Here is a 22850-nt window from a genome sequence, read left to right as displayed (position 1 = left end):
TCTGACTATACCATTTTAACAAAAAAATTGCGTAAGTATATTACGCAATTATTACATTTCTATGTCTTATTCGTAATTCCAAAAATCCGTTCTAAGACAGGTTGGATAAGTAAAAACAAAATAAGATTAAATAATAAACTCGGTAGTAATTTATTAAAAACAAAGATGAAAACAGACAAATTTGTCATCTGAAATACTCTAGCAAATAAATAACTAATAAATTCAAATTGAAAAATAGAAACTAGCAAAATCAATAGATTGATTGAACTCTTATTTCCAACACCTTTAAAATAGAAATAAATACAAAAAATAACAAGAGGAAAAGTGGTCGTTGCAATTCCTACTAAGGAAAGATAAGATATATCATAAATCAATCCTAATAAAGTAAAAACAACAAGAGAAATAGAGAGAGAAACATAGTTTGCATAAAAAATAGCAAGCATAAATAAGATATGGCAAGATATAGCAAATAAGCCAGCTGACATATTGGATAAAAGAGTCGATACCTGCCCATCAATCAACAAAACTAAAAACAGAACAGGAAACATGAAAAATTCTAAAACTCTATTGCGCATCTGATTGACCCACTACTAATACTGAATATATTGATGAAAAACTAGCTGAAGGCTCTACATATAGTTCACGATTTAAGTTATTGCTGCTAGCCTTAACCGAACGAACTTTTCCAATTTGAACGTTAGCAGGTGTCGCACCAGCCAAATCACTCGTCACAACGTTACTACCAACCGCAATATCATCCGTAGCATTTAACTGATTGATAATAAAACTATTTGAATCCAAATCAAAACCAGCTAAAATCCCGTATATATCCTTGGAATTGGTGCTTATTTTTACTGGAAGTTTGGTAAAATCATCAGCATTAGTAAACAATTTTACCACTGATGAGTTCTCCTCAATGGAGCTAACTACACCAACTAAACCACCATTTGCAACTACCAGAGCATTTTCAGAAATCCCCATATTCTGACCAACATCTATGGTCACCTGCTCCGACCATGAAGCAGGTGTTCTAACCAAAACTGAACCTGCAATATACCCTTTCTCTGGGAAAGACGAAGCCATTTCTAAACTCTTTCGCAATGTCTCATTTTCAGCTTTTAAACTAGCATTCTCATTTGCGAAATCTTGTACTGAGAGCAAAGACTTCTTTAATTCCTTATTTTCTTCGTAGGTAGCAAACAAATGCGAAAGAGAGGACTGTTGGTCAGAGAAAAACCTAGTAGGAACTGATAAAAAAGATTGAATTGGTCTAACGAGTAAATTTATAGAAGAATTGACAAAGGGTAACTCTGCTCCCTTTGAAAAAGTTAAAAACAATAATGAAAATGACAACAACAGAAAAACTGAAATTGCAATCAACAATTTAGAAAATTTATTCATGGCTCCTCCAATAAGATACAATAAAACGAGAATATCAAATGATAATCTCGTTCATTACGGAGAATAAGGGATTCGAACCCTTGCGCCAGTTACCCGACCTAACGATTTAGCAAACCGTCCTCTTCAGCCTCTTGAGTAATTCTCCATTTATACAATATAATGGGCACGAGTGGAATCGAACCACCGACCTCACGCTTATCAGGCGTGCGCTCTAACCATCTGAGCTACGCGCCCAAGAACATATACTTGGACAAGTAAATAATGGCGCGAGACGGAATCGAACCGCCGACACATGGAGCTTCAATCCATTGCTCTACCAACTGAGCTACCGAGCCATAAGATTATTGTGGACCTGAATTGGAACCTACGACCACAAGTCAAAGAAACTCCATCCCACGGTAGTGAAAGGAGGATGTGGGATTCGAACCCACGCACGCTTTTACACGCCTGACGGTTTTCAAGACCGTTCCCTTCAGCCGGACTTGGGTAATCCTCCAATTATGGACCTTGTAGGACTTGAACCTACGACCGCTCGGTTATGAGCCGAGAGCTCTAACCAGCTGAGCTAAAGGTCCAGCAAACAAGAGTAAATAGCGGCGAAGGGGATCGAACCCCCGACCTCCCGGGTATGAACCGGACGCTCTAGCCAGCTGAGCTACACCGCCAAATATAAATCGGGAAGACAGGATTCGAACCTGCGACACCTTGGTCCCAAACCAAGTACTCTACCAAGCTGAGCTACTTCCCGCTGTTATTAAAAATAAAGCTCCCCTAATGACATCATTAAGCGAGTCATGCACCCTAGAGGATTCGAACCTCTAACCGCCTGATTCGTAGTCAGGTACTCTATCCAGTTGAGCTAAGGGTGCTTCTATAAAGTCCATGCCGAGGACCGGAATCGAACCGGTACGATGTTGCCATCGCAGGATTTTAAGTCCTGTGCGTCTGCCAGTTCCGCCACCCCGGCCTCTCAAAGCGAACGACGGGATTCGAACCCGCGACCCCCACCTTGGCAAGGTGGTGTTCTACCACTGAACTACGTTCGCAATCTCTTCAAATGCCGGCTACATGACTTGAACACGCGACCCTCTGATTACAAATCAGATGCTCTACCAACTGAGCTAAGCCGGCTTATTAGTATTTCCTTATGCGGGTTAAGGGACTTGAACCCCCACGCCCGAAAGCGCCAGATCCTAAATCTGGTGCGTCTGCCAATTCCGCCAAACCCGCATATGACTCGTGCTGGGCTCGAACCAGCGACCCATTGATTAAAAGTCAATTGCTCTACCAACTGAGCTAACGAGTCGTAAATATGACGCAAACTCTGTTTGCTCTATTTCCAACTTCAAATAGTCTCCCAGACTATTTGAACGGTCCCGACGGGAATCGAACCCGCGATCTTCGCCGTGACAGGGCGACGTGATAACCGCTACACTACGGGACCTATGGGAGTTAACGGGATCGAACCGCTGACCCTCTGCTTGTAAGGCAGATGCTCTCCCAGCTGAGCTAAACTCCCTATTTGCTAAGCGACTACCGTATCTCACAGGGGGCAACCCCCAACTACTTCAGGCGTTCTAGGGCTTAACTGCTGTGTTCGGCATGGGAACAGGTGTATCTCCTAGGCTATCGTCACTTAACTACTGAGTCTTGTCAACTCAAAATTGAATATCTATATTCTAACAAGAAACCGGACGCTTGTCAATATTGACTTCGTTGAATTTTGCTTATCTAGGATAAGTCCTCGAGCGATTAGTATTGGTCCGCTACATGTGTCACCACACTTCCACTTCCAACCTATCTACCTGATCATCTCTCAGGGCTCTTACTAACATAAAGTTATGGGAAATCTCATCTTGAGGTGGGTTTCACACTTAGATGCTTTCAGCGTTTATCCCGTCCCTACATAGCTACCCAGCGATGCCTTTGGCAAGACAACTGGTACACCAGCGGTAAGTCCACTCTGGTCCTCTCGTACTAGGAGCAGATCCTCTCAAATTTCCTACGCCCGCGACGGATAGGGACCGAACTGTCTCACGACGTTCTGAACCCAGCTCGCGTGCCGCTTTAATGGGCGAACAGCCCAACCCTTGGGACCGACTACAGCCCCAGGATGCGACGAGCCGACATCGAGGTGCCAAACCTCCCCGTCGATGTGAACTCTTGGGGGAGATAAGCCTGTTATCCCCAGGGTAGCTTTTATCCGTTGAGCGATGGCCCTTCCATACGGAACCACCGGATCACTAAGCCCGACTTTCGTCCCTGCTCGAGTTGTAGCTCTCGCAGTCAAGCTCCCTTATACCTTTACACTCTGCGAATGATTTCCAACCATTCTGAGGGAACCTTTGGGCGCCTCCGTTACCTTTTAGGAGGCGACCGCCCCAGTCAAACTGCCCGTCAGACACTGTCTCCGTAGATGATAAACCTACCGGGTTAGAGTAGCCATAACACAAGGGTAGTATCCCAACAGCGCCTCTGTCGAAACTGGCGTCCCGACTTCTTAGGCTCCTACCTATCCTGTACATGTGGTACAGATACTCAATATCAAACTGCAGTAAAGCTCCATGGGGTCTTTCCGTCCTGTCGCGGGTAACCTGCATCTTCACAGGTACTAAAATTTCACCGAGTCTCTCGTTGAGACAGTGCCCAAATCATTACGCCTTTCGTGCGGGTCGGAACTTACCCGACAAGGAATTTCGCTACCTTAGGACCGTTATAGTTACGGCCGCCGTTTACTGGGGCTTCAATTCAGATCTTCGCTTGCGCTAAACCCTCCTCTTAACCTTCCAGCACCGGGCAGGCGTCACCCCCTATACATCATCTTACGATTTAGCAGAGAGCTGTGTTTTTGATAAACAGTTGCTTGGGCCTATTCACTGCGGCTGACTTAAAGTCAGCACCCCTTCTCCCGAAGTTACGGGGTCATTTTGCCGAGTTCCTTAACGAGAGTTCTCTCGCTCACCTGAGGCTACTCGCCTCGACTACCTGTGTCGGTTTGCGGTACGGGTAGAGTATGATACATCGCTAGAAGATTTTCTCGGCAGTGTGACGTCACTAACTTCGCTACTAAACTTCGCTCCCCATCACAGCTCAATGTTACAGATACAAGCATTTGACTCATATCACACCTCACTGCTTAGACGGGCACTTCCAATCGCCCGCTTTAGTTAGCCTACTGCGTCCCTCCATCACTTCATACTCTAGTACAGGAATATCAACCTGTTGTCCATCGGATACACCTTTCGGTCTCTCCTTAGGTCCCGACTAACCCAGGGCGGACGAGCCTTCCCCTGGAAACCTTAGTCTTACGGTGGATGGGATTCTCACCCATCTTTCGCTACTCATACCGGCATTCTCACTTCTATGCGTTCCAGCACTCCTCACGGTATACCTTCTTCACACATAGAACGCTCTCCTACCATAACACCTAAGTGTTATCCACAGCTTCGGTAAATTGTTTTAGCCCCGGTACATTTTCGGCGCAGGGTCACTCGACTAGTGAGCTATTACGCACTCTTTGAATGAATAGCTGCTTCTAAGCTAACATCCTAGTTGTCTGTGCAACCCCACATCCTTTTCCACTTAACAATTATTTTGGGACCTTAGCTGGTGGTCTGGGCTGTTTCCCTTTCGACTACGGATCTTAGCACTCGCAGTCTGACTGCCGACCATAAATCTTTGGCATTCGGAGTTTATCTGAAATCAGTAAACCGAGATGGCCCCCTCATCCAAACAGTGCTCTACCTCCAAGATTCTTAATGTCGACGCTAGCCCTAAAGCTATTTCGGAGAGAACCAGCTATCTCCAAGTTCGTTTGGAATTTCTCCGCTACCCACAAGTCATCCAAGCACTTTTCAACGTGCCCTGGTTCGGTCCTCCAGTGCGTCTTACCGCACCTTCAACCTGCTCATGGGTAGGTCACATGGTTTCGGGTCTACGTCATGATACTAATGCGCCCTATTCAGACTCGGTTTCCCTACGGCTCCGTCTCTTCAACTTAACCTCGCATCATAACGTAACTCGCCGGTTCATTCTACAAAAGGCACGCTCTCACCCATTAACGGGCTCGAACTTGTTGTAGGCACACGGTTTCAGGTTCTATTTCACTCCCCTTCCGGGGTACTTTTCACCTTTCCCTCACGGTACTGGTTCACTATCGGTCACTAGAGAGTATTTAGGGTTGGGAGATGGTCCTCCCGGATTCCGACGAGATTTCGCGTGTCTCGCCGTACTCAGGATACTGCTAGGTATAAAGACTATTTCAAATACGAGGCTATTACTCTCTTTGGCCTACCTTCCCAGGTAGTTCTTCTATACTCTTTAAGTCCACATTGCAGTCCTACAACCCCGAAGAGTAAACTCTTCGGTTTGCCCTCCTGCCGTTTCGCTCGCCGCTACTAAGGCAATCGCTTTTGCTTTCTCTTCCTGCAGCTACTTAGATGTTTCAGTTCACTGCGTCTTCCTCTACACTACCTTAACAGTAGTGAGTGACAGGCATTACCTGCCGGGTTCCCCCATTCGGACACCCCTGGATCATTGCTTACTTACAGCTCCCCAAGGCATTTCGTCGTTAGTCACGTCCTTCATCGGCTTCTAGTGCCAAGGCATCCACCGTGCGCCCTTATTAACTTAACCTTATTAACCTAATTTTTTCAAAAATTAGAAAACTCATTAAATATTCACAGCGTTTTCGGTTTATTTTCTTGTTACTATTTCTTAATGTATCCTTGCAGATACATCAGGAATGTTTGATAGATATTCAATTTTCAATGGACAATTCCTTAACAACTTCCGTTGTTAATGGAGCCTAGCGGGATCGAACCGCTGACCTCCTGCGTGCAAAGCAGGCGCTCTCCCAGCTGAGCTAAGGCCCCACAAGACCTCTCAAAATTAAAGAAGATTAACGTACAGGTTCCGTTTCCTTAGAAAGGAGGTGATCCAGCCGCACCTTCCGATACGGCTACCTTGTTACGACTTCACCCCAATCATCTATCCCACCTTAGGCGGCTGGCTCCTAAAAGGTTACCTCACCGACTTCGGGTGTTACAAACTCTCGTGGTGTGACGGGCGGTGTGTACAAGGCCCGGGAACGTATTCACCGCGGCGTGCTGATCCGCGATTACTAGCGATTCCGACTTCATGTAGGCGAGTTGCAGCCTACAATCCGAACTGAGACTGGCTTTAAGAGATTAGCTTGTCGTCACCGACTTGCGACTCGTTGTACCAGCCATTGTAGCACGTGTGTAGCCCAGGTCATAAGGGGCATGATGATTTGACGTCATCCCCACCTTCCTCCGGTTTATTACCGGCAGTCTCGCTAGAGTGCCCAACTGAATGATGGCAACTAACAATAGGGGTTGCGCTCGTTGCGGGACTTAACCCAACATCTCACGACACGAGCTGACGACAACCATGCACCACCTGTCACCAGTGCTCCGAAGAGAAACCCTATCTCTAGGGCGGTCACTGGGATGTCAAGACCTGGTAAGGTTCTTCGCGTTGCTTCGAATTAAACCACATGCTCCACCGCTTGTGCGGGCCCCCGTCAATTCCTTTGAGTTTCAACCTTGCGGTCGTACTCCCCAGGCGGAGTGCTTAATGCGTTAGCTGCGGCACTGAGTCCCGGAAAGGACCCAACACCTAGCACTCATCGTTTACGGCGTGGACTACCAGGGTATCTAATCCTGTTCGCTCCCCACGCTTTCGAGCCTCAGCGTCAGTTACAGACCAGAGAGCCGCTTTCGCCACCGGTGTTCCTCCATATATCTACGCATTTCACCGCTACACATGGAATTCCACTCTCCCCTTCTGCACTCAAGTTTGACAGTTTCCAAAGCGTACTATGGTTAAGCCACAGCCTTTTACTTCAGACTTATCAAACCGCCTGCGCTCGCTTTACGCCCAATAAATCCGGACAACGCTCGGGACCTACGTATTACCGCGGCTGCTGGCACGTAGTTAGCCGTCCCTTTCTGGTAAGATACCGTCAAGTGAGAAACTTTCCACTCTTCTCACAGTTCTTCTCTTACAACAGAGCTTTACGATCCGAAAACCTTCTTCACTCACGCGGCGTTGCTCGGTCAGGGTTGCCCCCATTGCCGAAGATTCCCTACTGCTGCCTCCCGTAGGAGTCTGGGCCGTGTCTCAGTCCCAGTGTGGCCGATCACCCTCTCAGGTCGGCTATGTATCGAGGCCTTGGTGAGCCGTTACCCCACCAACTAGCTAATACAACGCAGGTCCATCTCATAGTGAAGCAGTTGCTCCTTTCAAGTATCTACCATGCGATAAATACTGTTATGCGGTATTAGCTATCGTTTCCAATAGTTATCCCCCGCTATGAGGCAGGTTACCTACGCGTTACTCACCCGTTCGCGACTCACTTATCTCGGTGGAGCAAGCTCCGGTGAAATAAGTGCGTTCCACTTGCATGTATTAGGCACGCCGCCAGCGTTCGTCCTGAGCCAGGATCAAACTCTCATTAAAAGTTTTGATTCAAACTCAAGCTATCACTAGCTTTCCGTTTTATTGTTTTTTTCGTTATTGACGATTTATCATCAGATAAATCACCCTGCACGTTTGGTTCGTCTTCTTTAATTTTCAAAGGTCTTGTTCGTCATCACTCTCTTGCGACAACTATCTTAGTTTATCATTTCTTCAACGGCTTGTCAACTATTTTTTGAAACTTTTTTTAATTTCTTTAGTGTTAACAGAGACGAAGATTTGACAACCCATTCATTTTATCATCTTCTTATCTACTTGTCAACTATTTTTTTGAAAACTTTTTTGATCTTTACCTTTTATTAAGAACAGCTGATAACCTCAAATGATTATCAGCTGTTAAATTTATTCCTTCGTATTAATCTTCTCTTTTACTTCTTCGTAAGAAAGGGGATGAACATCCTCGTCCTCGTGTTCAATATTCTCTGGCATTTTGCCTGTTTCATAAAGAGATTTAATTTGAACACTATCAAGAGTTTCGTATTTAAGCAAGGCTTCTGCGATTAATTTATGAGTTTCGCGATTAGAATGAATAATTTCAGCCGCTTTATTGCGAGCTTCATTCAGCAAATCACGGACTTCGTTGTCTAATTCATAGGCAGTTTGTTCTGATATGTGTTTGTGAGTTGTTTGTCCACCAAACATAGCATGACTACCTTCGTATTGCATTGGACCCATTTTTTCACTCATACCATATTCTGCAACCATAGCACGCGCCATCTGTGTCGCTTGTTCAAAATCATTTGAGGCACCTGTTGTTTGGGTATTGAAAATAATTTCTTCTGCGACACGTCCACCCATAAGACCAGCTAATTGCTCTTTCATATCTTCTTTAGATAGGAGCATTTGGTCTTCTTTTGGAAGGGCAATCATGTAACCACCAGCACGGCCACGTGGTACAATAGTAACTTTATGAACTTCACGTGCATTTGATAAGACAAGTCCAACAATCGTATGACCAGCTTCATGGTAGGCAACGATCTCACGTTCTTTAGCTGAAATTTGGCGGTCTTTCTTAGAAGGTCCTGCAATAACACGGTCTTCTGCTTCATCAATATCTGAAGCATCAATGACAGTTTTGTTTCGACGTGCGGCTACAAGGGCTGCTTCGTTAAGAACGTTCTCTAAATCAGCACCAACAAAACCTGGAGTTTGCTGAGCAACCAATTTCAAGTCTACATCTGCTGCTAATGGTTTATTCTTCGCATGAACTTTAAGGATTGCTTCGCGACCCTTGACATCTGGACGACCAACCAATACCTTACGGTCAAAACGTCCTGGACGAAGAAGGGCCGGGTCTAAAACATCACTACGGTTGGTTGCGGCAATGACGATAATCCCTTCGTTGCCTTCAAATCCATCCATTTCAATCAAGAGTTGGTTGAGGGTTTGTTCCCGTTCGTCATTACCACCACCCATGCCGACACCACGTTGGCGACCGACAGCATCGATTTCATCGATGAAAATGATAGCTGGTGCTGCTTTTTTTGCATCTTCAAATAATGAACGAACACGGCTGGCACCGACACCGACAAACATTTCAACGAAATCAGAACCAGAAATCGAGAAGAATGGAACACCTGCTTCACCTGCTACAGCTTTTGCCAAAAGAGTTTTACCTGTTCCTGGAGGTCCCTCTAATAAGACACCTGCTGGAATACGGGCACCAAGCTTGGTAAAGCGTTTAGGATCTTTCAAAAACTCTACCACTTCTACCAATTCTTGTTTTTCTTCTTCTGCACCTGCGACATCTGAGAAACGAACTTTGATATTGCTTTGCTCAAGAGCTTTTGCTTTGTTTCGTCCAAAGTTCATTGCTCCTCGAGCTCCGCCACCACCCTGGTTCATCATCATCATGAAAAATACACCAACGATAACAAGCGGTAACAAATTAAAGATGATATTTAACCATAGTCCATTAGAACTTTCTGGTTTAATGGTTACCTTAACACCATTTTCATTTGCTAGGGTTTGTAATTCTGATAAATTTGTTTCAGACGGTAGAATAAGCGATTTAAAGTTTTTATAGGTAACAGTATTTGACACTTGGAATAGCTTAATAGAAGAAGCTAGTTCATCAGTTGCAGTCTGTTCTGTCTTGTACTTACCAGTAATTTCAATAACACTTGAATCTGGTTGATAGGTCAATTCTGAAACGTTATTATTCTTAAGCTCGGTAATAACTTGTGAATAGCTGATTTCTTGAGTCGCAACCTGTTGACCTGCATTAAAAAATTGGAATGCTGTAAGAATGGTCGCGATGACAAGAATAATGAGAAAAGGATTTCTTATAAATCCTTTATTTGGTTGATTGTTCATAATATAGTAGGAAACCTTTTTCTATTTTGTATAAACTTCCTCTTTTAGTACACCAACGTAAGGAAGGTTACGGTAGTTTTCATCGTAGTCTAATCCAAAGCCAACTACAAATTCATTTGGAATAGTGAAGCAAGTATAGTCTGGCTCAATTTCAACTACACGACCTTCTGGTTTATCAAGTAATGTAGCAATCTTGATTGAAGCTGCTTGACGGAATGCAAAAAGCTCTTTCAATTCCTTCAAGGTACGACCAGTATCAATAATATCCTCAACAAAGATAATATGACGACCAGCAACACTGTTATCTAAATCCTTGATGATTTTAACAGTTCCGCTACTCTCCGTACCACCATGATAGCTTGAAACAACCATATAATCCGTTTCGATATGCGCATCAATATGCTTCATCAATTCTGCCATAAATGGAATAGAACCTTTTAAAATTCCAACAAGAATAGGGTTCTTATCTGCGTAATCGTTTGCTAGAATTTGCCCAAGTTCTTTACATTTTGCAACAATTTCTTCTTCTGAAACAAGAATTTTCTTAATATCTTTGTCCAACATAGTTGTTCTACTCTTTCATTTTAATATATAAGGTAGCTTTGATTATATCATTTTTTATTGATTTACTCAAATCACTGCTAGCAAGATTGGCAATTCCATAAATTTCTCCTGCTTGTTCAATAATAACAGCCTCTTGTCGTACTTGTTGAGGTATTTTATTGTCAATAAACCAGCGGCGAACTTTTTTATTCACACCATTTATCAGGATAGTATCTCCTGCCTGCCTGCCCCGCAATCGAATTGGAACCTCACTTGGAAAATATAAAATCTGCTCAGTATTTTCAAGGGGTTGATTGAGAGAAAAAATGTAAGAACCATAAGAAAAAATACCTTCTGATTCTACCATGACTGGCTCTTTTTGCTCATCCGTCTGAGGTCCTATTTTATAAATTTTGAAACTATCATACTCTTTTTCTAGAATATAATTATTTTTTAGTAGATGTCTATAGTTGGCTTTTGATTGCAAAATATGAAGGAGCTCATTAAATTGCGAACGTGATAGTTGCAAATCAGGGAATTTCTCTACATACTCCTCTAGCAGATAAGTCTGTACAGCCTGGGTCTGCTGTCGAAAACTTGTCAAATCTGTTACAGATAAATGGTTGGTTAAATCTCGCAAAGCCTGTAATAAATTACTGGTATCATCTGCAAGGTGACATAGAGCTTTTTCAATTTTAGGATTTTCCTGTTTAAATTGCGGTAAATAAGCATGCCGAACTCTATTTCTGAAATAGGTTGAGCTAAGATTGCTAGCATCTTCAAAATGAAACACAGTATCAAAGTCAGACTTTTTAAAAGACAAGAGTGGCCGAATGAGTTCTCCGCTTGCAAAGGGTTGGATAGGCTGAATAGCAGACAGATGTCGCAAGCGACTTCCTCGAATCAAACGCATCAAAACTGTCTCTGCTTGGTCATCAGCATGGTGGGCTGTTACCAGTGCAGTGTAGCCTTCCTGCTCCATGATTTTCGCAAAGAATGCGTAACGCCATTTCCTCGCTGCTTCTTCTGAAAACATTCCTTCAAAATGTGATAGATAGAATGGAACCGTACAATCCTCTGCTAACTGCTTAAGGTAGCTTTCTTCACTAATAGATTCTTCTCTTTGTCCATGATTAACATGGGCAAGTCCCAGAGAAATTCCCAATTCTTGTCGGCATTGGTATAAAAGATTAAATAAATTCATAGAATCCAAACCACCTGAAACTGCTACAAGAACTTTCTCATGCTTATCAAAAAAGTGACCTTCCTGTGTCACTTTTAAAAATCTATTTTTCATTTACTTTAAAATCCCGTAAATATCATTTGCAATTTGCGTAATCTCATCATAGCTTGATTTATCTGTAAAGATGGATAAAACAAACGGAGATTCTGCATAGACAATGGCCACGTCATGTTTGACATCATCCGCATCACCAATTTTATGGGCCACTGGAACGGCAATATCTTTTGAAATGCGCTGATTATCGAATTGTGTTGACAGAAGGCTTTCTAAAACGTAGCCTTCTTGTTCATACAAGGCTTCCATCATTGTTCCCGCAACTTCTGCCGTTGTTTCACGTGTAACCATGTCCCACTTACTGTCTGTAACATCTGTGATAATTTGTTCAAAATCCTTATCAAATCTATGTGTCACATAATAAGAAAGTAAATTACTGGCTACATTATCTGACTCTTTAGCAGTCTTGTTAATCAATTCTTCCAGTGAATATTCTTTATTATCTGGTGTTTTTGATAAAGAACCGCTACCACCAACGACATAAGCACCAGGAAATACCATGGATTCTGCTGTATATTTGACTTTCGTTGTCAAATCAATCTGACCAGCATTGATTTGCTCCTGAACATAGTAAAGGATTGGTAATTTAGCAATACTGGCAGAATAAAACACCTTATCTTGATTAAGACCCGCTGACTGACCAGTTGAAAGTTGCTTAACATATATTCCAATGTTGTTTTTAGAATATTTTTGTGTGAGCAAGGCTTGAACGGCTTCCATTCTATTGTCAACTGTAGACAAATCGTCCATAGCAATCCAGCCCTTGTCTGCGACATAAGCAAAGTCACCTATTGGCGTAGTAGAAATTTTAGAAATGGTAACAGCTTGATAAGCCTGTATATCTGTTTTGACTTCCTTGGCTTGATTTGCTATCGGAGAAGATAGAACAGTAAGATTTTTATTTGTCCAGTAGGTCTGCTCAACAAGAGTTTCTGTTAAAACGACGTCATCAAATAATTTATTGGTATCTGCCACAATATAGGAAGCATTGTCAATCTGAAAAACCAACTCTTTTTTGGAATTCACAATCACGTCTGTGATGGAAAAAGCCTGATTTGGTTTCAACTGACCTACTACTTGTGTTAATTCTAGGTCAGAATAAAGATTTTCAACTTGAAACACATTTGGATTTTGAGGGATAGTCTGAAAATACTGGTCATATACTGTCTGAGTCAATTCATATTCTTCTTGTGCTGTGAGTTTAAACGGTATTTCTGTACTATCAACCACCTGCCATCCAAATAAAACTGGCAATAACCATACGAGCAGTTTCTTCTGCATACTCCCTCCCTTCTATAAATCCTTTTCCTCTAACTTCAATTCCTGATTTTTTTGAGACAACTCTGCCAACTTCTCTTCCGAATGCTGTAGAAATTGCTCTACAATTTTAAAAATAGAATCTGTCATTTTGGTAACCCTGGAATATTGTAGACAAATTCCCCTTCTTTAGAGTATTGGTATTTGGCACGAACATATTTGGCAGCGTAATCTTCATTCTTTAATTTCGTAACCATTTCGGCTACTTGTTTTTGCTCTTTGGTCAATTCATCATAGTTTTTTTCTAATTCAGCTAACTTCTTTTCCTGTTGCTGAATAGTTGTATAGGTCACCACCAGATTATAGGCTGGCAACATAAATAAAAAGATAACCAAAACCAAAATAGCAGCCATGAAACGATTTTTCTGCTGACGCTCTGCCAATTTATTCTGAGATTTTGCACGTTCCGATTGAATAAAGGCATTATTCAACTGCAGGATTTTAGATTTTCTCATCTGCTTCTATCCTTTTTTCACTGACAATTTCATACATTTTCAGTGCATCTTCTTTTTTTGTAGAATCTTTCATTTCAAGGACTTTTACAGTTAGCAACTTATTGCCAAATTGGATTTCAACCTGATCATTCACTTTCAAATCTGTTGAAGACTTAGCCAAAATACCATTAACTTTAATCCTTCCCTTATCAGCTACTTCCTTTGCAACTGTCCGACGCTTGATAATGCGAGAAACTTTTAAATATTTATCTAGTCTCATAAACTTACCTCAACTATATATTCTACCATTTTTTCATCTAATTGAGAAATTTATTCTGTCTTTCTGGTCTTGATTTCTTGTAACTTCTCCGCAAAAGAAATCAATTCTTCAATAATTTCAAAGTCTTTTTTCTGTTGAATGTTAAACACAACAGCTAGCTTTCCTTTATTTTCCGTTATCTGAGCTTTCAAATTCGTAGCAGATAGTGCTTCAAAGTAATCTTGCGTTAGGAAAATTTGACCAGCCATAGGTTCGAATGTCACTGTCACTTGATGTTGTCGTCTAAGAACTGTATGACAGAAAACTTGATCTAAAAATGACTTCAATAGACCGATTTCAAGCAAGTAGGCTACTACATCAGGATACTCTCCAAAACGGTCAATCAATTCTTCCTGTAATTCTTGATAGTTTACACGACTGTCAACATTCTTTATACGCTTGTAAATTTCAATTTTTTGACGTTGGTCAGCAATATAGTCACTTGGTAGGTAGGCATCGATCTGTAGATTGACCTCTGAATTGCTTTTCTGACGTTGAGCTGCCTTACCTTGTTTTTCTAAGATAGCTTGTTCTAAGAGTTGAGAATAGAGTTCGTAACCAACTGAATCAATAAAGCCAGATTGGGCAGCTCCCAGGATATTTCCCGCACCGCGAATGGACAAATCTTGCATGGCAATCTTGAAACCAGAACCTAGTTCTGTAAAGCCCTTAATAGCTTCCAAACGTTTTTCAGCCACTTCTGTCAAGGATTTATCAGGACGATACATAAGATAGGCGTAGGCAATCCGATTGGAACGACCGACACGACCTCGAAGTTGATAGAGAGTTGACAGTCCCATGTGATCGGCATTTTCAATAAATAAGGTATTCGCATTTGGAATATCAACACCCGTTTCAATGATTGTTGTGGTCACTAAGATATCATATTCGCCCTCAACAAAGGCATAAAGGGTATTTTCTAGCTGAATTTCTGACATTTGACCATGGACGTATCCGATGGTTGCTTCTGGAACTAATTCTTTTAATTCCGAAACTTTTTGCTCAATGGTGTCAACTTTGTTGTAAAGATAGTAAACCTGTCCTCCACGATCAATTTCACGTAAAATTGCATCCCTAATGACAGACGCATTCGTTTCCATAACATAGGTTTGGACAGGATAGCGATTGGTCGGTGGCGTCTCAATTACTGATAAGTCGCGAATTCCCAACATAGACATTTGTAAGGTACGAGGAATTGGGGTTGCAGTCAATGTCAAAACATCAATCTTCTTTTTTAATTCCTTCAAGCGTTCCTTATGCTTGACACCAAACCGTTGCTCTTCGTCAATGACCAGTAAACCTAAATCGGCAAAAATAACATCTTTTGATAGAAGGCGATGGGTACCAATCAAGATGTCAACTTGACCTTTTTTCAGCTTCTCTAGTGTTTTTTCCTGCTCTGCCTTTGTTTTAAAACGACTCATAACATCCACATTGACAGGAAATTCAGCAAATCGTTCTTGGAAATTAGCATAATGTTGCTGGGCTAAAACAGTCGTTGGAACAAGAATAGCTACTTGCTTGCCATCATTAACAGCTTTAAAGGCAGCCCGCATGGCTACTTCTGTCTTACCAAATCCAACATCTCCTACTAACAGGCGATCCATTGGAGAGTCTTTTTCCATATCTTTTTTGATTTCATCAATGGAACGGAGTTGATCATCTGTTTCCACGTGTGTAAAGTAGTTGTCAAATTCAACTTGATTTTCATCATCAGGTGAAAAGGCAAAGCCTTTCAATTGGCTACGTTCAGCGTAAAGCTTAATCAAATCATCCGCAATATCCTCTACCTGCTTCTGAACTTTTTGCTTGGTTCGTTGGAAACGACCATCGTTCAGTTTATTGACCTTGGGAGCTTTTCCATCGGAGGCTAAGTATTTGGAAAGGAGATCAATCTGCTCTACAGGAATGGAAATACGATCAGCATTTTGATATTGAACTGTCACATAGTCACGGTGGATGCCTGATATTTCAATGGTTTCTATCCCTAAATACTGACCGATCCCGTGAACATGGTGAACGACATAGTCACCAACAGCTAGCTCACTATAGTCCTTAATGCGCTCAGCATTAGAAATATTAGTTCTACGGACCTTACGCTTAATCTTTTTATTAAAAATCTCTTTTTCAGTAATGAGAACGAACTTCTCATCCATCAAATGAAATCCAGAAGCTAACTGACCAATGGTCACTTGTTGTTGACCTTCTACTAATTTATCCGATGGATAGGTAGGTAGCTGGATACCATACTCCTGTAAAGATTTTTGTAAAGTCTGTAAACTTACTTCAGAACTTGCTTGAATAATGACTGTATTCTTCGACTTTGTATACCGAGTTAGTTCTTCTTTCAAGAGGGGAATTTGATGGAAGAATTCCTGCATAGGATGTTGAGTAAATTGATAGAGGGCATCAAATTTTACATTTCCTAACCCCTTTTGAAAACTTGAAAAGAAGGTAGCAGGTTTATATTTTCTTAATTCCGAATAGGTAGATGCAAAATAGTTTAAACTTGACACTGATTTACCCTTTTGTAAATCATCTGTCAACAACTCTGCTGTTTCTTTTTCGAATTGAGCCTGCTTGTCAGCGATTTTATGAAAATCATCTAAAAATAAGGGAGAGCCCTTTGGCAAATAATCCAACAATGTCCAAGATTGTTCATATAAAAATGAGAGAAATTTTCGTAAATCGGGATGACGATATTCTGTTTGCAGATCCGCCAAAACTTCCCGTAAATAAGACTGCTGCTCTTCTATATGCGATTGTTCAATAGCTGTTTCAATGCTACTGCAGGCCCGTTCATAGTCAGTAGCTGTCAAAAGAATATCCGATGCTGGAGCAATGCTGATGCTATCCAAATTTTCTAAAGACTTCTGACTGTCAACATCAAAGATACGAATGCCATCAATCTCATCTCCAAAAAATTCTAAACGATAAGGGGCATCGGCTTGCATATCAAAAACATCTAGGATGTCCCCTCGTTGGCTAAATTCTCCCTGAGTTAAAACTCTGGACACCTTTTTGTAGCCTGTGTTGACAAGTTTCTTTACAAGATTGTCAACTTCTATTTCTTGACCAACTTCGATTTGAATTTTTGACTCTCTAAATATTTCTGGATTCGGTAACAGAATCCTACAAGCAGCCATGCTGACAACTAGAACTCCTGACTGAGTTGGATCAGTCAGAAAATTCAAGCTATCAATTCTTGACTGCGTTCGTTCCTTAGAAGCGAAAACAAACTCTGCAATCGGACTATCATCTGTAAAGAAGTTGTAAACATTCTCACTGCCTATAATGGCTGATAAATCTGTAACCAACCTCTCCGCTTCATTCTGACTAGCCGTTACAATCATTATTTTCTCAGCTAAACTATCGTAGGCAGTCGCCATGACTAATGACTTACTGGTTCCAGACAATCCTAATAGTAACTGGCGTGTTGATTTGTTCAAACCAGACTGCCATTGATTGATCTGTTTGTTCTTGTGAAGTATATCTAGTATATTCATTAGCCATTAAACTTTCTCATAATGGTATCAAAATCATCTTCTTCCAAATAGAAGTTGACAGCCTTGTCAAGTTTATCTAGTGCTAAGTCGATTTCAATACGGTCTTCTGTGTCAAATCCTGATAGGACATGGTTGACAACACTCATTTTTCCTTTTGGTCGTCCAATACCAATCTTGATACGGTCAAATTCCTGTGTGCCAATATGCTTAACAATGGACTTAATCCCGTTGTGGCCACCTGCCGAACCTTTTTGTCGGAAACGGATTTTCCCTACTGCCATGTCCAAATCATCATAAGCCACCAGAATATCAGTCTCATCCAATCCATAATAGGCCATCAAGGCATGAACAGCCTTACCTGATTCATTCATGAAAGTCGTTGGTTTGACCAGGTAAATTTTTTCACCATCAATAAAGGTTGTGGCAATGTCTGCTTGGAAAATCTTATCGTGACTAAAGGTCACATTTTCACGTTTGGCAATCTTATCCAGCAACATAAAACCAACGTTATGTTTTGTTTCAAAATAACGGTCCCCAGGATTTCCTAGGCCGATGATCAATCTTGTCATTTTTTCTCCTTAATACCAAAAGGCTGGAAAATACTTTCCAACCTGATTTTCTATTATACGTTAAAGCGGAACTCCATGATGTCCCCATCTTGAACCACGTACTCTTTTCCTTCTTCACGGAGGCGTCCTGCTTCCTTAACAGCCTTCTCAGAGCCGTAGGTCATTAAATCATCATAAGACATGGTCACCGCACGAATAAAGCCTTTTTCAAAGTCTGAGTGGATGATACCAGCGGCTTGTGGAGCCTTGATGCCACGTTTGAAAGTCCAAGCACGCACTTCTTTTTCCCCTGCTGTAAAGTAGGTACCAAGTCCAAGCAAGTGGTAGGCTGCACGGGTCAATTTATCCACGCCAGATTCTGTCAGACCAAGGGCTTCTAAAAATTCAACCTTGTCTTCATCGTCCAACTCTGAGATTTCCTCTTCTGCACGCGCAGAAATCACTACTACTTCTGCATTTTCTGTTGCCGCAAAGTCGCGGATTTGCTGAACATAGCTGATAGACTCAGGATCTGCTACCTTGTCTTCATCGACGTTGGCAACATAGAGGACTGGCTTGGTCGTTAAAAGGAAAAGTTGCTTGACGATTTTTTGTTCTTCATCGGTGAAGTCAACTGTACGAGCAGATTTCCCGTCTTCTAGGACAGGTTTGATTTTTTCAAGAACTGCAAATTCTGCGACAGAATCCTTGTCTTTTTGCGTACGTGCCATTTTTTCTACACGCGCATAACGCTTGTTGATGCTCTCTAGGTCCGCCAAAATCAATTCTAGGTTAATAGTATCAATATCTGCGATAGGGTCCACAAAGGCGTCTTCACGGCCTTGTTCACGCATGACATTTTCATCATCAAAGGCACGCACCACGTGGACAATGGCATCAACCTCACGAATATTGGCCAAGAATTTATTTCCAAGCCCCTCACCTTTAGAAGCACCTTTTACGATACCGGCAATATCGGTAAATTCAAAGGTGGTTGGTACAGTCTTTTTAGGGGTGATGAGTTCTGTCAACTTCTGCAGACGCTCATCAGGCACTTCCACCATGCCGACGTTTGGATCAATAGTCGCGAAAGGATAGTTTGCTGCCTCTGCTCCTGCCTTGGTAATTGCGTTAAATAGGGTTGATTTACCAACGTTTGGCAAACCGACGATTCCTGCTGTTAAAGCCATGTTTTTTTACTCTCCAATTAAAAATTCAATCATGACTATTATAGCAGAAAAGTAGAGAAAAAGCTTGCTGTTTGGCAAGCTTCGTTAAAAATAATACTTAATGAATAATCCACCTAAAAATATAACTGCAAAAAAAATGAGAACGACAACATCTCCTCTTGTAAGAGGTCGTTTGGATTCTTCGTACAAGTATTCCCAACCATTCATTTTTCCTCGTTGTTCCACCACAATTTCCTTCTCATGCTCTTTTCCTAAAACCAGATAATCCAGACTAACACCAAAGATTTCTGCCAGCTGAACCAGTTTATCAATATCTGGCGTTGCTTCGCCATTTTCCCACTTGGAAACAGCCTGACGGGAAATATAGAGTTTCTCTGCCAACTCATCTTGGGATAGGTTCTTGGATGTGCGTAAAACTCGAATTTGCTGTGCTAACTGCTTCATGATCATTTCCTCCTCTTTTTTCTAAGTCTATTATAGCTTAGAAAGGAAGAGTTGACTAGCAATTTTTAGGAAAAAATCGCAACCAGCAGTTGCAAACTGTCAACTAAGCTTCACTCGGCAGAACTTGTTTCATTTTTCGTTCAAAATCATGCCGGCTCATCATAACAACATGGTCACAATTACTGCAGCGGATTTTAATATCTGCTCCTAGTCGGATAACCTCCCACTTATTGGCCTTCTTGCCGGTCGATTTGATGACACAGGCATGGGGCTTTTTCATTTCGACAAAGGTTCCTAATTGGTACATAGATACTCCTTTAGTTCTATTTCTTTCAGTATAACATAAAAACGGCTAAACTAGCCGTTTATGTTGGAATTAGTTGGTTCGAACTGGTGTCACCAATTGAATGAGGTCATCCCCTTCGCTATTTGGTACCACTGTAAATGGACGAACAGATGAGATAAAGCTAATTTTGACCTGCTCACTATTGGTAGCCTTCAAGGCTTCAATCAAGTAAGTCGGGTTAAAACTAATTACCAAGTCTTCACCGGTCACTTCCAAGGTATCCAATTCTTCGTTTACACGTCCAACTTCTGGTGAGTTTACATGAGCTGTGACAATATTGTTAGCAATCTCAAGTTTCACTGTACCATTCTGAGTTGCATTTGAAAGAAGACGGGCACGTTCCATTGAATGACGGAGATTAGCTGTGTCAAAGACAGCAACTGTTTTGAATTCCGTTGGAATCAGGCGATCCGTATCTGGATAGGTTCCTTCAAGCAAGCGTGTATAGAAACTAATATGCTCACTTCTGAAAAGGATTTGATTGTTGGAGAAGAATACTTCTACAGTTTCGATATCATCCGTAAAAACGACTGTAAATTCGCGAAGAGAACGACTTGGAATCACCACATTAAAATCGTCCCCTGCTTTTTCAAGAACTAATTTTCGTTGGCTCATACGGTGTGAATCTGTCGCAACTGTTTTTAGATTTTTATTATCTGTCAAGACAAAGTGAACACCTGTTAGTATTGGGCGACTTTCTTGTAATGAAGCTGCAAAGGCTGTTTCATTGATAGTTTGTTTTAGTACTTTTGTTTCTAGGACCAAAGGTTTTGAAGTTGGCACTTCTTGCAGACGAGGATACTGTTCCGCATCTTTACCTTTCAAAGTAATTTCAGACTTACCACTTGTTAGTACAACTTGCTTTTGCTCAATTTCATTAAAATCAACTACAACATCAGGTAGGCTAGATACAATATTGATAAAGAAGCCTGCTTCTAAAAGAATAGCGCCAGGAGAGCTTATCAACAGACCTGCATTTTCATCCTGGATAGAAATAAAATGTTCGATAGAAATCTGTCCATTAGAACCTGTTAAAGTAATTCCATCACTAGTAACCGTGATTTTAACAGTTGAAAGAATGGGAATAGCATTTTTTGTGCTGATTGCTCGTTTAGTTGTATTTAGTGCTTGGAGAAATACATTTTTGTTAATTGAAAATTGAATCATGGAAACTCCTTTATTTATTATTTATAAGGTTAGTAGTAGTAGTAGGTCCTGTGTATTCTGTGGAAAAGTAGGTCAAAGCCATAAATTTCAAGAAAAATAGCTTGTTCACAACTTGTGGAAAAGTAGATGGATTTTTTAAAACTTATACACAGGTCATCGAATTTTATTTTTGATACTGGTTATTTCGATTTCTAAATTATCATCATCCATTAGCAAACTTTTAATCTTATTATAGGCGTGCATGACTGTTGTATGGTCACGATTACCAAATTCTCTACCAATTTTTGGCAAAGAGTTGTCTGTCATTTCGCGGGCTAAGAACATAGCAACCTGGCGCGCGTGAACAATGTGTTGGACACGTTTAGAGCCCTTTATTTCTTTGAGGCTAACTCCATAGAAATTTCCAACTTCTGTTTGGATTTTTTCAATCGGAATGACCATGTTTTGAGGGTTTGTTTGCTTCCTAGAACGAATGGCTTCAGCAGCTACTTCTACTGTTATCTCAGACAGATTTCGCATGGTAGCAAGTAGGTTAATGTCTTTCAATGCTCCCTCAAGATCACGGACGTTGGAATCAAATTGACCTGCTAAGTAGGACAGGGTATCATTAGTGAAATCATAAGGGAAGGCCTCGCATTTATTGCGTAAAATAGCAATGCGTGTTTCAAAGTCAGGAGGTGTGATTTCACTCGTTAAGCCCCACTTAAAACGAGTGACTAATCGTTCTTCAAGATTGTCTAGATAGTCAGGGTTTCTATCACTTGTCAGGACTATTTGTTTATTTTTTTGATGGAGTGCATTGAAAGTATGGAAAAATTCTTCTTGCGTGGTTTCTTTTTTCTGAATGGATTGGATATCATCAATGAGGAGCAGGTCAAGATTACGATAGATTTCTTTGAACTGTTTCATTTTATTTAATCGCATGTGTTCCAATAACTCATTGATAAAAGTTTCTGATGAAACATACTTTATTTTTGCATGAGGATTGTCAGCTAGGACCTTATTACCGATTGCATTTAGAATATGAGTTTTCCCTAAACCTGGTCCACCAAAGATAAATAGTGGATTATAGAGCTCTCCTAAGTTATCAGAAACAGCTAGTGCAGCCGCTTTTGCCCAATGATTGTTATCTCCTTGAACAAAGTTTGAAAAGGTATATTGGGATTTTATATCAGAATGAACAGGTTGTAGTACTCCCTCTGCTATATCAGTTATAGAAGACGGGGTGGAAGGGCTGTATGTTGTTCTAGTAGTAGAAACTACTTCAGTCACTTCTTCTGTAAATTGGTAGCGAGTAGTGAGCGGTTCACCGAAAATTTCAAAACTAGCCGCAATCATTAGCTCCTCAAAGTTTGTTTCCCAGAAATCTTTTTTAAATGGGCGATTTAAGAAGATGGTGGCTACTTGCTGTTCTAGGTTTAGTAATCTTGCATCTGCAACGTAAAAATCATAAATGGAAGCTTTGAAACTTGCTTGGACTAGTTCAATAAATCGTTGCCAGAATTGTTGTTCTTTATTCAT

General features: G+C 41.3%; 16 protein-coding genes, 16 tRNA genes and 3 rRNA genes. All 35 read right to left on the bottom strand.

The window, feature by feature from the left end:
- Positions 1 to 59: 59 nt before the first annotated feature.
- The 35 genes from mreD to dnaA all read right to left on the bottom strand — a co-directional run bounded on the left by mreD (position 60) and on the right by dnaA (position 22850).
- Positions 60 to 575, bottom strand: coding sequence for a rod shape-determining protein MreD (gene mreD / locus PW220_RS00175; protein WP_316716437.1), 516 nt, complete (start codon positions 573 to 575; stop codon positions 60 to 62).
- Complete coding sequence (gene mreC / locus PW220_RS00170) at positions 565 to 1401, bottom strand: rod shape-determining protein MreC (protein WP_105125544.1); 837 nt, start codon at positions 1399 to 1401, stop codon at positions 565 to 567. Before mreC ends, mreD begins: the two co-directional genes overlap by 11 nt.
- Positions 1402 to 1458: 57 nt before the next feature.
- A tRNA-Ser gene (locus tag PW220_RS00165) sits at positions 1459 to 1546 on the bottom strand.
- A gap of 15 nt (positions 1547 to 1561) precedes the next feature.
- Positions 1562 to 1635, bottom strand: a tRNA-Ile gene (locus PW220_RS00160).
- 28 nt (positions 1636 to 1663) lie between these two features.
- Positions 1664 to 1736: transfer RNA gene (locus PW220_RS00155), tRNA-Phe, on the bottom strand.
- Positions 1737 to 1807: 71 nt separating this feature from the next.
- Positions 1808 to 1897: transfer RNA gene (locus tag PW220_RS00150), tRNA-Ser, on the bottom strand.
- Positions 1898 to 1902: 5 nt separating this feature from the next.
- Positions 1903 to 1976, bottom strand: a tRNA-Ile gene (locus tag PW220_RS00145).
- Between the two features lie 16 nt (positions 1977 to 1992).
- Positions 1993 to 2066, bottom strand: a tRNA-Met gene (locus PW220_RS00140).
- A gap of 9 nt (positions 2067 to 2075) precedes the next feature.
- A tRNA-Pro gene (locus PW220_RS00135) sits at positions 2076 to 2149 on the bottom strand.
- Positions 2150 to 2196: 47 nt separating this feature from the next.
- Positions 2197 to 2270: transfer RNA gene (locus PW220_RS00130), tRNA-Arg, on the bottom strand.
- A 14-nt stretch (positions 2271 to 2284) separates the two neighbouring features.
- A tRNA-Leu gene (locus tag PW220_RS00125) sits at positions 2285 to 2368 on the bottom strand.
- Positions 2369 to 2375: 7 nt separating this feature from the next.
- Positions 2376 to 2447, bottom strand: a tRNA-Gly gene (locus PW220_RS00120).
- A 12-nt stretch (positions 2448 to 2459) separates the two neighbouring features.
- Positions 2460 to 2532, bottom strand: a tRNA-Thr gene (locus tag PW220_RS00115).
- A gap of 17 nt (positions 2533 to 2549) precedes the next feature.
- Positions 2550 to 2631: transfer RNA gene (locus PW220_RS00110), tRNA-Leu, on the bottom strand.
- A gap of 3 nt (positions 2632 to 2634) precedes the next feature.
- Positions 2635 to 2707: transfer RNA gene (locus PW220_RS00105), tRNA-Lys, on the bottom strand.
- 65 nt (positions 2708 to 2772) lie between these two features.
- Positions 2773 to 2845 (bottom strand) — tRNA-Asp (locus PW220_RS00100).
- Positions 2846 to 2847: 2 nt separating this feature from the next.
- Positions 2848 to 2920 (bottom strand) — tRNA-Val (locus PW220_RS00095).
- Between the two features lie 5 nt (positions 2921 to 2925).
- Positions 2926 to 3041, bottom strand: a 5S ribosomal RNA gene (gene rrf / locus PW220_RS00090).
- Positions 3042 to 3133: 92 nt separating this feature from the next.
- Positions 3134 to 6036, bottom strand: a 23S ribosomal RNA gene (locus tag PW220_RS00085).
- 166 nt (positions 6037 to 6202) lie between these two features.
- A tRNA-Ala gene (locus tag PW220_RS00080) sits at positions 6203 to 6275 on the bottom strand.
- Positions 6276 to 6327: 52 nt separating this feature from the next.
- Positions 6328 to 7884, bottom strand: a 16S ribosomal RNA gene (locus tag PW220_RS00075).
- The 16S, 23S and 5S rRNA genes sit together here with 16 tRNA genes alongside, the layout of an rRNA operon.
- Positions 7885 to 8244: 360 nt before the next feature.
- On the bottom strand, positions 8245 to 10218 hold the full coding sequence (ftsH, locus tag PW220_RS00070; RefSeq protein WP_248055872.1) for an ATP-dependent zinc metalloprotease FtsH: 1974 nt from the start codon (positions 10216 to 10218) through the stop codon (positions 8245 to 8247).
- 21 nt (positions 10219 to 10239) lie between these two features.
- Positions 10240 to 10782, bottom strand: coding sequence for a hypoxanthine phosphoribosyltransferase (gene hpt, locus PW220_RS00065; protein ID WP_105114116.1), 543 nt, complete (start codon positions 10780 to 10782; stop codon positions 10240 to 10242).
- A gap of 7 nt (positions 10783 to 10789) precedes the next feature.
- Positions 10790 to 12058 (bottom strand): tRNA lysidine(34) synthetase TilS, encoded by a 1269-nt coding sequence (gene tilS, locus PW220_RS00060; RefSeq protein ID WP_248055871.1) that lies wholly within the window; start codon positions 12056 to 12058, stop codon positions 10790 to 10792.
- Positions 12059 to 13339, bottom strand: a complete 1281-nt coding sequence (locus PW220_RS00055) for a serine hydrolase (RefSeq protein WP_248055869.1) — start codon at positions 13337 to 13339, stop codon at positions 12059 to 12061. It abuts the gene before it with no gap.
- 12 nt (positions 13340 to 13351) lie between these two features.
- Positions 13352 to 13465 (bottom strand): SP_0009 family protein, encoded by a 114-nt coding sequence (locus tag PW220_RS00050; RefSeq protein WP_316716436.1) that lies wholly within the window; start codon positions 13463 to 13465, stop codon positions 13352 to 13354.
- Entirely contained in the window at positions 13462 to 13830 is a 369-nt protein-coding gene (locus tag PW220_RS00045; RefSeq protein ID WP_044678578.1) for an FtsB family cell division protein, read from the bottom strand. Before PW220_RS00045 ends, PW220_RS00050 begins: the two co-directional genes overlap by 4 nt.
- Positions 13817 to 14089 carry an RNA-binding S4 domain-containing protein gene (locus PW220_RS00040; protein WP_248055867.1) on the bottom strand — a complete coding sequence of 91 codons (273 nt, stop codon included), beginning with the start codon at positions 14087 to 14089 and terminating at the stop codon, positions 13817 to 13819. The genes PW220_RS00045 and PW220_RS00040 overlap by 14 nt, the downstream gene beginning before the upstream one ends.
- Before the next feature lie 50 nt (positions 14090 to 14139).
- Entirely contained in the window at positions 14140 to 17634 is a 3495-nt protein-coding gene (gene mfd / locus PW220_RS00035) for a transcription-repair coupling factor (protein WP_248055865.1), read from the bottom strand.
- Positions 17634 to 18203, bottom strand: coding sequence for an aminoacyl-tRNA hydrolase (gene pth, locus PW220_RS00030; protein ID WP_024398528.1), 570 nt, complete (start codon positions 18201 to 18203; stop codon positions 17634 to 17636). The genes mfd and pth overlap by 1 nt, the downstream gene beginning before the upstream one ends.
- Before the next feature lie 53 nt (positions 18204 to 18256).
- Positions 18257 to 19372, bottom strand: coding sequence for a redox-regulated ATPase YchF (gene ychF, locus PW220_RS00025; protein WP_248055864.1), 1116 nt, complete (start codon positions 19370 to 19372; stop codon positions 18257 to 18259).
- A gap of 84 nt (positions 19373 to 19456) precedes the next feature.
- A complete protein-coding gene (locus PW220_RS00020; RefSeq protein ID WP_248055863.1) occupies positions 19457 to 19816 on the bottom strand; it encodes a helix-turn-helix domain-containing protein in 360 nt (119 codons plus the stop codon).
- Positions 19817 to 19919: 103 nt separating this feature from the next.
- Complete coding sequence (locus PW220_RS00015; RefSeq protein WP_024387288.1) at positions 19920 to 20123, bottom strand: DUF951 domain-containing protein; 204 nt, start codon at positions 20121 to 20123, stop codon at positions 19920 to 19922.
- Between the two features lie 69 nt (positions 20124 to 20192).
- Complete coding sequence (gene dnaN / locus PW220_RS00010) at positions 20193 to 21329, bottom strand: DNA polymerase III subunit beta (RefSeq protein ID WP_172090574.1); 1137 nt, start codon at positions 21327 to 21329, stop codon at positions 20193 to 20195.
- Positions 21330 to 21482: 153 nt separating this feature from the next.
- Positions 21483 to 22850: a chromosomal replication initiator protein DnaA gene (gene dnaA, locus PW220_RS00005; RefSeq protein WP_172090573.1), complete on the bottom strand. Its 1368-nt coding sequence runs from the start codon at positions 22848 to 22850 to the stop codon at positions 21483 to 21485.

The organism is Streptococcus sp. 29892, from assembly GCF_032594935.1.
In the GTDB taxonomy this organism is placed as follows: domain Bacteria; phylum Bacillota; class Bacilli; order Lactobacillales; family Streptococcaceae; genus Streptococcus; species Streptococcus hyiners.
This window is presented reverse-complemented; position numbering and strand designations above follow the sequence as displayed.